At 34.0% G+C, this 12,204-nt stretch carries 11 protein-coding genes; 9 read left to right on the top strand and 2 right to left on the bottom strand.

The features are described from left to right. Positions 1 to 149 precede the first annotated feature (149 nt). Genes RB619_RS13995 through RB619_RS14020 form a run of 6 tightly spaced genes read left to right on the top strand, consistent with a single transcriptional unit; the run spans position 150 to position 7,127 of the window. The gene (locus RB619_RS13995; protein WP_308098471.1) at positions 150 to 908 is read left to right on the top strand and encodes an ABC transporter permease; all 759 of its coding nucleotides are present in this window, start codon (positions 150 to 152) and stop codon (positions 906 to 908) included. 2 nt (positions 909 to 910) lie between these two features. Next, entirely contained in the window at positions 911 to 1,690 is a 780-nt protein-coding gene (locus RB619_RS14000) for an ATP-binding cassette domain-containing protein (RefSeq protein WP_308098474.1), read from the top strand. Between the two features lie 22 nt (positions 1,691 to 1,712). Then, positions 1,713 to 2,555 (top strand): MlaD family protein, encoded by an 843-nt coding sequence (locus RB619_RS14005; protein WP_308098476.1) that lies wholly within the window; start codon positions 1,713 to 1,715, stop codon positions 2,553 to 2,555. A gap of 12 nt (positions 2,556 to 2,567) precedes the next feature. After that, positions 2,568 to 5,417: an AsmA family protein gene (locus RB619_RS14010; RefSeq protein ID WP_308098477.1), complete on the top strand. Its 2,850-nt coding sequence runs from the start codon at positions 2,568 to 2,570 to the stop codon at positions 5,415 to 5,417. After that, on the top strand, positions 5,395 to 5,931 hold the full coding sequence (locus RB619_RS14015) for a low affinity iron permease family protein (RefSeq protein ID WP_308098479.1): 537 nt from the start codon (positions 5,395 to 5,397) through the stop codon (positions 5,929 to 5,931). The genes RB619_RS14010 and RB619_RS14015 overlap by 23 nt, the downstream gene beginning before the upstream one ends. Next, the gene (locus RB619_RS14020; protein WP_308098482.1) at positions 5,928 to 7,127 is read left to right on the top strand and encodes an FAD-dependent oxidoreductase; all 1,200 of its coding nucleotides are present in this window, start codon (positions 5,928 to 5,930) and stop codon (positions 7,125 to 7,127) included. Before RB619_RS14015 ends, RB619_RS14020 begins: the two co-directional genes overlap by 4 nt. 83 nt (positions 7,128 to 7,210) lie before the next feature. Here RB619_RS14020 and RB619_RS14025 read toward each other — a convergent pair whose 3' ends face one another. After that, the gene (locus RB619_RS14025; RefSeq protein WP_308098484.1) at positions 7,211 to 8,161 is read right to left on the bottom strand and encodes a bifunctional helix-turn-helix transcriptional regulator/GNAT family N-acetyltransferase; all 951 of its coding nucleotides are present in this window, start codon (positions 8,159 to 8,161) and stop codon (positions 7,211 to 7,213) included. Between the two features lie 262 nt (positions 8,162 to 8,423). Then, positions 8,424 to 9,434, bottom strand: coding sequence for an AraC family transcriptional regulator (locus RB619_RS14030; RefSeq protein WP_308098486.1), 1,011 nt, complete (start codon positions 9,432 to 9,434; stop codon positions 8,424 to 8,426). A gap of 172 nt (positions 9,435 to 9,606) precedes the next feature. Between RB619_RS14030 and RB619_RS14035 the strand changes: the two genes are divergently transcribed. The 3 genes from RB619_RS14035 to RB619_RS14045 all read left to right on the top strand — a co-directional run bounded on the left by RB619_RS14035 (position 9,607) and on the right by RB619_RS14045 (position 12,129). Beyond that, positions 9,607 to 10,089: a DNA-deoxyinosine glycosylase gene (locus tag RB619_RS14035; RefSeq protein WP_308098488.1), complete on the top strand. Its 483-nt coding sequence runs from the start codon at positions 9,607 to 9,609 to the stop codon at positions 10,087 to 10,089. Positions 10,090 to 10,358: 269 nt separating this feature from the next. Beyond that, complete coding sequence (locus RB619_RS14040; protein ID WP_308098490.1) at positions 10,359 to 10,793, top strand: DUF6526 family protein; 435 nt, start codon at positions 10,359 to 10,361, stop codon at positions 10,791 to 10,793. Positions 10,794 to 11,220: 427 nt separating this feature from the next. After that, a complete protein-coding gene (locus tag RB619_RS14045; RefSeq protein ID WP_308098492.1) occupies positions 11,221 to 12,129 on the top strand; it encodes a hypothetical protein in 909 nt (302 codons plus the stop codon). The last annotated feature ends 75 nt before the right edge of the window (positions 12,130 to 12,204 follow it).

A 12,204-nucleotide genomic window follows, 5' to 3' on the forward strand; every position in this document is an offset into this window, starting at 1 on the left:
ATTCAAATGAAAATTATATAAGCTTCCAAAAAAGTTGTGTAAAATATTTTAACAAGTATAGGAGTAATTTTAATATATAATTACAAAAGGATTATAAAACTGTTAAAAAACTGATTTGCATTATGTTTTAACTTTTAAACAACATTATTTTGATTCTCAGCTTAAAAAATACATTCTCACAAATTGGCACTGCAACATTGTTTGCGACGCGATTTTTTAAGGAACTTTTAATTCCTCCGTACGAGGCAAAAGAGTTCTTAAAACAATGTTATATCATTGGTTATAAATCGTTGCCTTTAGTTGCCATAACTGGTTTTATAATGGGATTGGTATTAACAATACAGTCACGACCTACTTTAGTAACATTTGGCGCCGAAAGCTGGCTTCCGGGAATGGTGGCACTTTCGCTAATTCGTGAAATTGCTCCAGTAATAACAGCCTTAATCTGTGCCGGAAAAATTTCATCTGGAATTGGTGCCGAATTAGGTTCTATGAAAGTAACCGAACAAATTGACGCCATGGAAGTTTCAGCCATTAATCCTTATAATTATTTGGTCGTAACCAGAATAGCTGCTTGTACATTAATGGTTCCAATATTAGTGATTTTTGCAGATGCAGTTGGAATTATTGGCGGCTATGCTGGAATAAACATTCACGGTGATGTTAATTTCTATCGTTATCTAACTCAGATTATTCAGTCATTAGAATTTTCAGATTTGATTCCGGCCACGATCAAAACATTTTTCTTTGGTTTCTTCATCGGTATGATTGGATGCTTTAAAGGATTTAATGCGGCAAACGGAACAGAAAGTGTGGGACGTGCTGCAAACTCGGCAGTAGTCACAGCTTCTTTAAGCATTTTTATTATTGATATGATCGCAGTACAACTAACTGATTTAATTTATTAAAAATGATTAAAGAAGAAAAAAATAGCAAACAAAAATCGAAAGATAAAAAACAGACTCCCATTATTGAGATCAAGGATCTGCGTAAAACTTTTGGCAAAGATAACGAAGTTCTAAAAGGCGTAAATCTTACGGTAAATAAGGGTGAAGATTTGGTGATTTTAGGACGATCTGGTTCAGGAAAATCAGTTACCATAAAATGTATCGTCGGATTAATAAATCCTGATCAGGGCGAGATAAAAGTTTTTGATGAAAACGTATTAGATCTCAGCAAAATCGAACTCAATAAACTGAGAGTTAAAATTGGTTTTTTGTTCCAAAGTGCCGCTTTATACGACTCAATGTCGGTGAGAGAAAATCTTGCTTTTACACTTAGAGCCCACAAACGAGATTTGAGTGCTGATGAAGTCGAAAATGAAGTTATAGAAGCGCTTGATAATGTTGGTTTAAGCGATGCAATTGATAAAATGCCTGCCGAATTATCTGGCGGAATGCGAAAAAGAATTGGCTTGGCAAGAACACTGATTTTAAAACCCGAAATCATTTTATACGACGAACCCACAACAGGATTAGATACGATTACATCACGAGAAATAAGCGAACTAATTCTGGATATAAAACACAAACAAAAAACCTCATCGATCATTATTACGCATGATATGGCCTGCGCCAAATTGACTGCCGACCGAATTATGGTTTTAAAAGATGGAGTCATCCACGCCGAAGGAACTTATGAAGAACTTGAAAAAGATGAAGACGAATGGGTACGCTCATTTTTTGAATAAAGCAAAATAAATTGTAGAAATCATGGAAAAGGAATCTGGATATACTTGGAAATTAGGAATGTTTGTATCAGTTGGTCTGCTGCTATTTATTATGGCCATTTATTTTATTGGAAAACAAAAAAATCTTTTTGGTTCAACATTTCATATCAGTTCAAAATTTAAAACTGTAAGTGGTTTGGAAGTCGGAAACAATGTTCGTTTTTCAGGTATCAACATTGGAACTGTAGAAGAAATCAGAATTATAAACGATTCTTCTGTAGTCGTTTCAATGGTCATTAAAGAAGAAGTTCGAAAATTCATAAAAACCGATGCTCGCGCAGGTATTGGCTCTGATGGTTTAATGGGCGACAAAGTGTTGACTATTTCTCCTGGAGAAAAATCGACAAAAATTATTGAGAACAATGGCGCCATCGCTTCGATTGATGGAATCGAAATGAATGACATCATGAAAAGTGTCAAAAAAAGTGTTGACAACGTTGGCGTAATTTCAGAAGAACTAGCCATTTTCAGCCATAGTATGAACAACGGAAACGGTGCTTTGGCAAGATTAGTTCGTGATGATAAAATGGCAAACAGTGTTACAAATACGCTTTCGAACTTAGAAAGTGGCACCAAAGGCTTTAGTGATAATATGGAAGCGGCAAAAAGCAATTTCCTTTTTAGAGGCTACTTCAAGAAAAAAGAGAAAGAAAAAGCTAAAAAACAAGAAGAAATAAAAGAAAAACAAGAAGACGCTCAAAAAGAAAAAGAAGAAAAAGCCAAAGAAGAAAAAGAAAAACAGGAAAAAGCAGCTAAAGAAGAAAAAGCAAAACAGGAAAAGCAAAAAGAACAAGAAGCTAAAAAAGAGCCTGAAAAAAAACAATAAAATTTCTACGCCATGAAAACTTCATATAAAAATATAAGCCTTAAAATTTTAAAATGGACGGGAATTACAATAGCAGGAATATTGCTATTGCTTTTTTTGATTCCGCTATTATTCCCCGGAAAAGTTGCCTCTGAAGTTAAAAAAATAGCCAACGAACGTTTGGACACAAAGCTCGATTTTTCGAAATCGAGACTTTCCTTTTTTACTCACTTTCCATCATTAACTGTTTCATTAGATGATTTATCAATGACCGGTTCTGCGCCTTTCAGCAATGATACTTTATTAAAAGCAGATCAAGTTGCATTTGGAATAAATATTAAAAGATTGATTTTTGACAATGAAGTTAAAATCAATAAATTATACGTTAATGATGCCTTAATAAATGTAATGGTAAATGAAAAAGGGCAAGCCAATTACAACATTTATGTAGCTCCAGAAGATCGCAAAAACGAGAAAGAAGATCCTAATAATCCTGAAGAAGGAACTGCGATTCGATTAGAAAGAATCGACCTTAAAAATTGTCATGTTAAATACAACGACCGTTCGGCTAAGATTTTAGTCGATGCAAAAGGTTTCAATTATATTGGAAAAGGAAACCTGAGTGAAGATATTTTTGATTTAAGTACCAATGCCCAAATTGACAATCTCGATTTCTATTATGACCGAACAGGATATTTGAGAAGAAAAAATGTTAGCGCCGATTTAATTACGCGAATCAATACGCACGCACTTTCGTTTATTCTTCAAAAAAATGAACTTCATATCAATAAACTGCCCTTAAAATTTACTGGGCTTTTTACTATTTTAAGAGATGGCTATAAAATCAATATCAAAGCCGCTTCTGAAAATACAACGGTAAAAGATTTACTCTCTGTAATGCCTCCAGAATATTTGACTTGGCTCGAAAAAACTGATATTTCAGGCCGAAGTGATCTGCTTTTTACTTTTAAAGGCGATTATAATGTGGCCAAAAAACAAAAACCAAATTTAGCTTTCAATTTAAAAATCGATAATGGCGCCGTTAACTACAAAAACGCTCCAGTGCCACTGACTGATTTTCAAATGGATTTGAATGCGATTCTTCCGTCTTTAGATATGGAACAGCTTTTGGTAAATCTTAGAACTTTTAAATTTAAAGTGGGCGATAAAGATTATTTCAATGCTTACTTGCACAGCAAAGGTTTTACCGAAATGACAATCGATGCCAGTTTAAAAGGCGCATTAGATCTTGCCGTTGTTGATGCCGCTTTGGGTTTAAATTCGGTTGATTTAAAAGGAATTTTAAAAACAAATATTAAAGCCAAAGGTCTTTTCAGCACTTCAAAAAAACTATTTCCAAAAACGATTGGCGGTATTGCACTTCACAACGGTTGGCTAAAAACCAACTCCTATCCTAACCCAATTACCAATATTACTTTTGTTGCCAATGTATTGAACAAAGCCGGAACTTATCAGGATTTAATTGTAGCTGTAGCTCCAGCCTCATTTGTTTTTGAAGGAAATCCGATGTATGTAAATGCTACGCTTTCAGACTTTAATGATTTGGCTTACAATGCTAAAATTAAAGGCGAATTGAATGTGGGAAGAATTTATCAGGTTTTCTCTCAAAAAGGAGTTGACGTAACGGGTTACGCAAAAGCCGATTTATCGCTTAAAGGAAAACAAAGTTGCGCCACAACCGGACAATATGATAAACTGGATAATCGAGGTACAATTTTGCTAAAAAATATTAAAGCTACCTCAGAACTTTTTCCGAAAGCTTTCTTTATCAAACAAGGAAATTTCCGTTTTCAGAATGAGAAAATGTGGTTTGAGAAATTCAACGCGACTTACGGAAAATCTGATTTTGATATAAACGGATATCTTCTAAATACAATCAATTATTTTCTGGAATCGCACGGAACATTGAGCGGTAACTTTGGACTGAAATCAAAACTGATCAATGTTGACGAATTTATGGCGCTCGAAAAAGGAGAAAACACAGACCGAAAACTCGAAGTTGATTATGCCAAAGAAGATCATCCAAAAATGAGCGGTGTGGTAATGATTCCGAAAAACTTGAATGTTTCACTCAATGCAAATGCCGATAAAGTCGAATATAATGGTTTGGTTTTAAACAAACTTTCGGGCAAAACCGGAATTGAAAAAGGAAATTTCTACTTGCAAAATGCCACTTTTAATATCATTGACTGTTTATTAGGAATTGATGCTTCTTATAAAGACGAATCGCCGACAACAGCACATTTTGACGCTCATTTTACCGCTAAAGATTTTAGTGTACAACGTGCCTACAAAGAAATTCCGATGTTTCATGATATGGTAACGGTCGCCGAGAAAGCACAGGGAATTATCTCTGTTGACTATAAAGTTAAAGGTGATTTGAACGGAAATATGGGGCCAATTTACGAATCGCTAGAAGGTGGCGGTACCATAAACCTGCGTGATGTTCAGGTTAAAGGATTGAAATTATTTGACGGAATCAGTTCAAAAACCGGGCAAAAAGGTCTTGACAATCCTGACTTAAAAGGAATTGAAGTCAAATCAACAATTGATAATAACTTAATTTTTGTTGAGCCTTTTACGTTTTCTGTTGCCAGTTTCAGACCAACTATAAAAGGAACTACAAGTTTTGACGGTTTGCTGGATTTAAGAATGCGATTAGGATTGCCGCCTTTCGGAATTATTGGTTTTCCAATTGTGATAACCGGAACGCACGAAGATCCTAAAATCAAAATATTCAGCAAAACGGGACAAAAAATCGACGAGGCCGTTTATGACGAAAAACACAATAAAGTAATTAGAGAAGAAAAAGTAAGCAAACCCAAAAAGTCAAATCCAAATGAAAACAAAAAATCAAAATAAAAATAGTGCTTTTGAAAAATTTGCAAGTGCTGTTTGTAAAGCAACAGGAAGTACTCCGGCATTCATTATTGCTTTTTTAATTGTAGTTGTCTGGGCGGTTTCTGGGCCATTTTTCGATTATTCAGAAACTTGGCAATTGGTCATTAATACGGGAACAACGATTATCACTTTTTTAATGGTTTTCTTGATTCAGAAAGCGCAAAATAAAGATTCATTGGCAATTCAGCTAAAGCTTAACGAATTAGTTGCTTCAAATGAATTATCCAGCAATAGTCTTGTTGATATTGAAAGTATGACGGAAGAAGAAATGGAAATTATTAAAAAATATTACCACAGATTAAGTGAACTCGCAAAAAAAGACGAAACCATCAGGACCTCACATTCTATTGCTGAAGCGAATGAACAGCACGAACGAAAAGACAAAAATAGAAATCAAAATAAAGCCAAGAATAAACCGGCTAAAAAAACAAATAGTCCATCTACCGCAAAATCAACAAAAACTACCAAAAAATGAAACTACGCTCAACCGAAACTTTTTGGCCTTTAAAATATAGAATGCAGGCAAGTTATCCGTCTTTAGATTCAAATATCGAAACACCGATATTGATTATTGGTGGCGGTATTACAGGCGCATTGATTGCTTATAAATTAATTAGCGACGGAAAAAAAGTAGTTTTAGTTGACCGACGTGACATTTGCAACGGAAGCACGGCCGCAAGTACTGCTTTACTCCAATACGAAATTGATGTTTCTTTGCATGAATTAATCAAATTACGTGGAGCAGACTGTGCAATAAACAGTTACAGAAACGGCAAAAAAGCAATTTTTGACCTGAGAACCATTGTCGACACCATAAAAAGCGACTGTGAATTCGAGTTTAAAAAAAGCATTTATTTCTGCAGTCTCAAAAAAGATATTCCGTTTTTAAAGAATGAATTCAAAACCAGAAAACAGCACGGATTTGATGTTAACTGGTTAAGCAAAGCCGAATTAGAAACGATGGGACTAAAAGCAATTGCTGGAATCGAGTCAAAAACTGCAGCCGTTGTTGATCCGTATCATTTGGCTCAGGATTTAATTTCGTACTGTCAAGATAAAGGATTGCAAGTTTTTGACCGCACCAATATCGAATCTATAAAAAATCAAGGTGGAAAATTTATTGCTCAAACAGAAGCTGGAAATTCTATTATGGCCCAACATATCATACATTGTTCAGGATATGAAAGTACTGAAACTCTCAAAGAGAAAGTTGTCGATTTAAAAAGTACTTATGTGATTGCCTCTGAAAGTTTGCCCGATTTACCCGCTGTTTTCAAAAACTCTATTTTGTGGGATACTTCAAATCCGTATTTGTATTTTAGAGCAACCTCAGATAATAGATTGATTGTGGGCGGTGGCGATGAAGATTTTATAGATCCTAAAAAGCGCGATAAATTAATTCCAAAAAAAGAACAATATCTGCTAAGATCCTTCAGAAGAAAATTCCCAAATATCAATTTTAAACTGGATTATTCCTGGGCTGGAACTTTTGGCGAAACAAAAGACGGTCTTCCCTATTTTGGAAAACCAGATCCAAAGAAAAATGAACATTATGTCCTAGGTTTTGGTGGCAACGGAATCACTTTCAGCATCATCGGAATGAATTCTATTCTGGATTCCATCAATAATAAAAATAATATGGATTTGGAATATTATCGCTTCGGGCGATGATTTAAAAGGTACTAAGGTTCTGAGATGCTAAGGTTCTAAGTTTTTTCCTTAGTATCTCAGAACCTTAGCATCTTAGCATCTTTCTAAAGAACCAACTCCATCTGAATATTACAACGCTTGTAAGGAGTTTCAAGTCCAAAGACTTTTTCAAAACCTAATTTATAATATAAGTTTATAGCAGGTTTTAAGATTGTGTTGCTTTCCAGATATATCTTTTTAGCTCCCAGTCCTTTTGCGGTTTTAACGATTTCCTGCCCTAAAAGCCAGCCAATACTTTTTCCTTGTGCTTTTGGGGAAACCGCCATTTTTGCCATTTCGTAATCATAATCAGGATGATTCATTTTTATAAGCGCACAAACGCCAATGGGTTCATTGTCATGCAATGCGACCAGAATTTTTCCGCCTTTATTTAAAATATATTCTTCCGGATTATCGAGTGCTTTATAATCGGCCTCTTCCATTTCAAAATAAGCCGAAATCCATTCTACATTCAAAGCTCTAAATGCTTCTTGATATTCGGGTTTATAATCTACGATTTTAACGTCTTTGCTTTCGCGAAGTTTCTTTTGATCGCTTACTCTTTTAAACATTGATTTTTGTTCCAATAAAAATTCCCATTCTTCGAGCGCAGCCCAAAGATTGTGTTTCGACTCCGAAATTAATCCGTCAATTGCAACATCAATATCTTTTAATTGCTGTTTTATTCGCTGCGAAAGCAAATTACCTTTCTCAGTTAAAATGACATTATTTTTTCGCTTATCATCTGTCTTCAAACTTTCCTGCACAATTGCCGCGCTAATCATTTCCTGAATAATTTTACTTACCGATGGTTGAGAATGTCCAATTTCATTCGCAATTTCTGTAATTGTCAGTTCTCTTTCTTCCGTCAAAGTGTAAAATACCGGAAACCATTTCGGCACAAAATCTACACCATACAATTCATAAATTTTAGAAGCATCGTCTGTTATAACTGCCGTCATTAAACGCAGTCTGCTTCCTAATGCTGCTTTGCCAACTTTGTCAAAAAATTCCATATTATAATTAATTATATAAGCAGTTATGCAAATGTATGAAAAAAATCTTTTTGGCAAAGGTTTTTTTTAGGTACTAAGGCTCTGAGATACTAAGGTTCTAAGTTTTTTCTTCACAAAATCCAAAAAAAACTAAGATTCTAAGTTTGGAGCCCACAGTTCTTACTTTGACCTCAGCGACTTAAAATCTTAGTCTAATATTATTATAAAAGATATTTTAAAAAACCTTAGAACCTTAGTATCTCAGAACCTTAGAACCTTCTAATCATGCTGAAACATTAAACTTATACTCTTTCGGACTACAGTTGAATTTTTGTTTGAAGATTTTTGAGAAATAGCTTCTGCTTGTAAAACCAATGCAATACACAATTTCTGAAATATTTAGATCAGAAGTGCGCATTAAGATTTCAGCTTTTAAGACTCTCATATGTGTGATATAATCATTTACAGTTCGGTCGTGAATCATTTTAAAACCTTCCTGAAGTTTGCTTGGCGACAATCCAGATTTTTTGCTTAGTGATTTAATTGTAAAAGCTTCTTCTGGGCTTGATTTTATGAATTCCGAAAGTTCTTTTATTTCTTCCATTTCTTTCAGAGTTAAGCAATTTGCATCTTTCGAAAAAGAATTTAAATCGTCGCTATGTTGCTGAATTTCCATTGCCAAAATAATTTTCAAAATTCCTTCCTTCAATAAATTTCTAACAATTCCGGTTTGCGTTACTGCGTTGAGTTGTTCTATTTTTTCGGCAATTTTTAAATTATAGGATCCCATATAAAAGAAATTCTGCTCGGCATTATTTTCAAAAAAAGTTTCTTTGACTTTCTGATTCAGCGACGGCATTAAATACGGCTGTTCGATTTGTGTTCCCACGATAATCAGCGTCAGTTTTGTATTGACATCTTTCTCAAAAAACAAAACATTATCCTGATTTTGATTAGAAGTCAAAATGGCAGTCTGAAATCTTTTAAACTTTCGCTCCTCGCCATTAATTCCAAAACTGTGCGAAAGACCGCCTTTAGAACAATAGGCGAAATAAACTGGCGTTGACATCACATTCAAAAAATCCATTCTAACAGGAGTGGAAAATGTCATATCAAACTGTACATAAGAAATATTATCATTAAAAGAAGCTCCAGTTATAGTTCCTTTTGCAAAACTATTATTGACATCAAGTTTATATTCATCGAAATCAAAAGCTATTTTTCCATCAAAATTATCATTCAATTCATCAAAAACCGTTTGAATTTGCTCTGTATGTATGGTAACTATTTTCATTTTGCGTACATTTAAATTTGACATTTTACTTTTGGATTTCTTTATAAAAATCAATAAACCAAAGTTCGGGCAAGCGTTCCTGTAAAATGTTATATAATTTTGAGGTTTTGTTTTATAATTACTTCGAGATGAAAATTTTAACTCAAACAGAAAATTTCTTAATTCAAAAAAAATGAAAAGCTTTTCATTCGCTCCAATCGCAACAAATGATTCCGAAATTCTGATTCTCGGCACAATGCCTGGCATAAAATCTTTAGAGCTGAATCAGTATTACGGACACAATCAGAATAATTTTTGGAAATTTATGTTTGTCATTTTCAAAGAAGATTTCTCCTATGATTATGAAACGCGAAAAGCTTTGCTTCAAAAAAACAAAATTGCGCTTTGGGACGTTCTTCAATATTGCGACCGAGTAGGAAGTTTAGACAGTGCCATTAAAAACGAAATCGCAAATGATTTTGAAATCTTTTTAAAACAGCATCCTAACATCAAAGCCATTTTCTTTAACGGACAAAAAGCGCATGCATTTTTCAAAAAATATGTTCAACTACAAAAAACGTATCAGCTTCATACGCTTCCGTCTACAAGTCCCGCCAATGCCGGAAAATCTTTCGATTCAAAATTAGCGGAGTGGAAAATTATTGGCACTTTATAAACGACACAGTTGAAATCATATAACATTTTCAAAGTAAAATATAACACAAACCTTAGAACTCGATGTAACTTTACAACAAGAAATTAAAGCCAAAATAGAAAAGGATTTACAAGCACAATGAAGGCTTTTTTCAAATAAATAGAATTACGAACTGTAAAAAGTTCAGAGTATAAAGAAAACATTGGTTATGTTAGTTTATTTTGAGAAATAAAGCTATTCTAATTTTTAGAGTAGCTTTGTTTTTTTAACCAAAACCTAAAAACGCAATTATGAAAGTTCAAACCTATTATAATCACATCCGATTTTACACCCCTCATCATTTTATATATTATCCCGTTCTAACGATTTTTTTAAGCTTCAGCATCTATTTTGCCTGTACTACAAACGATGCACTTATTTGGTCTTTTATCAGTGTTGGCTTTATTTTTCTCTTCTTTTTAGCTTTTATGCTTCGCCAGCATTATGCGTTGATATTACAAAACCGAATCGTACGTTTAGAAGTTCGTTACCGCTATTTCACTCTTACCGGAAAAAGACTCGAAGAATTTGAATACAAATTAACCGACGATCAAATATTTGCACTACGTTTTGCACCAGACAACGAATTTCTAGAACTTCTAGAAGACGCTCTAAAAAACAATCTTCCTGGAGACTCCATCAAAAAAGCCATCGTTCACTGGAAAGCGGACTACAATAGAGTTTAACTTTAATTGTGAATTGTAAATTGTTAATTATAAATTTCTCGGCATGTCATCCTGAGCGGAGTCGAAGGACACGCAATGTAATTCACACAATCTGGATCAATTCACAATTCACAATTAATAATTAACAATTAATAATTTAAATCTGGGCGTGCCACCATTTAAAAAAAGGCCTTAATATGCTTTGCGCGTATTGAGGCCTTTTTTTAAAAGGTGTCGGGCTATCCGTGCTGCTTCGGCAGCTTACTTCTATCCCTCACGCGGCATCCGTTTTCAAAAGAAATTTAAGGTACCATAAAACTAACCACCTCATATCAAATTGATAATCAACAGAATTATCTAAACATTAAACGGTAAAAATTTAAATGAATGATTTTTTTTGTTAACTTTAAGTGTTAAAAATTTATCAAAAACTCTAAAATTAAATCCAATGAAAAAATTAATTTGTTTTATGATAGTTTGCCTCTTTTGGATTACGGCCAAAGCACAAAACACTGCCGAAATTCCAGCTGAAACTTTACCCGCCGCAACAAATAACTCAGACGAGTTTCAGAATTATGATCCCGAAGATTTGCCTTGGCATGCCCGCCGATTTAAATTCACAGCCGGTGCATTTTTTCCTGTAAACAACACACAAGTAGAAGTGGGAAGCAATAATGGTGATTTTGGAAACATGATCGATTTTGAAAAAGATCTTGGTTTTAATAAAAGTAGTGAATCATTTGCTGCCGCTTTTGAATGGCGCATTTCAAGAAGATCAAGACTTGGAGCTGAATATTTTTATTTGAACAGAAACTCAACAAAAGTCCTTCAAAAAGACATCGAATTTGGTGATCATACTTATCCAGTAGATGGACGTGTTTCAGCATTTTTTGACAATCAGATTATTAGAATATATTACGGTTACGCTTTTATATCAAAACCAAAATATGAAATAGGTGCCTTAATTGGTGCTCACGTAATGTTAATAGATGTTGGTTTGAGATTAGAGGGTCAGACACAAGGTGTCGAATTTCATGATGATTTTGGTGTAACTGCACCATTGCCTGATATTGGAATTTGGGGAGAATTTGTATTGGGTAAAAAAGTGGGACTTTATGCTAATTTTAATTACTTTGCTTTAAAAGTAAATGACGTCGATGGTCGAATTTTGAGTTACAATTTATCTGTATTATATAATTTGTACAAAAATTTCAGTATAACAGCAGGATATACAGGCTTAAACATTAGAGTTGACGCCGAAAAAGAAAGACTAAACGGTTTCTTCAAATGGGGTTACAATGGACCAACTATTGCTTTAACTTATTCTTTTGGAAAACATATTCAGTTGCATAAATAAGGTTCTAAGATGCTAAGGTTCTGAGTTTTTTTAACCGCAAAGCACGCAAGGGATTACGCAAAGTTCGCAAAGTTC

The sequence above is a fragment of the Flavobacterium sp. LHD-80 genome (assembly GCF_030929605.1).
Classification (GTDB): domain Bacteria; phylum Bacteroidota; class Bacteroidia; order Flavobacteriales; family Flavobacteriaceae; genus Flavobacterium.